1 protein-coding gene is annotated in these 242 nt (G+C 45.0%); it reads right to left on the minus strand.

Annotated features, from left to right (window positions below):
- Positions 1–242 (minus strand): hypothetical protein (locus tag Q0948_RS14900; RefSeq protein WP_298354532.1); only part of this gene is annotated, 242 nt, incomplete at both ends.

The following is a 242-nucleotide window of genomic DNA, read 5'->3' on the forward strand; positions in this document are numbered from 1 at the left end:
TTAGGCGCAACATTAATCCCAAGATCATCGGCACACTGTACTATATTATCTGCTGGAGATACCTCTGGACGGCTCTCTACCGTAAAGATGATACTTGTAAAGTTCACACAACCTGTGGTGTTATCTTCAATACGTACAAACAGTTCCTCTCCATCTGCCACCGTGTATGGCGAACTTAGTGCTGCAGTGTTTGCCTCTGCCTGCACCAGTAACTGGTGATAGCTTATCGTAAAATCACTCGT

The organism is uncultured Dokdonia sp., assembly GCF_947496725.1.
Classification (GTDB): domain Bacteria; phylum Bacteroidota; class Bacteroidia; order Flavobacteriales; family Flavobacteriaceae; genus Dokdonia.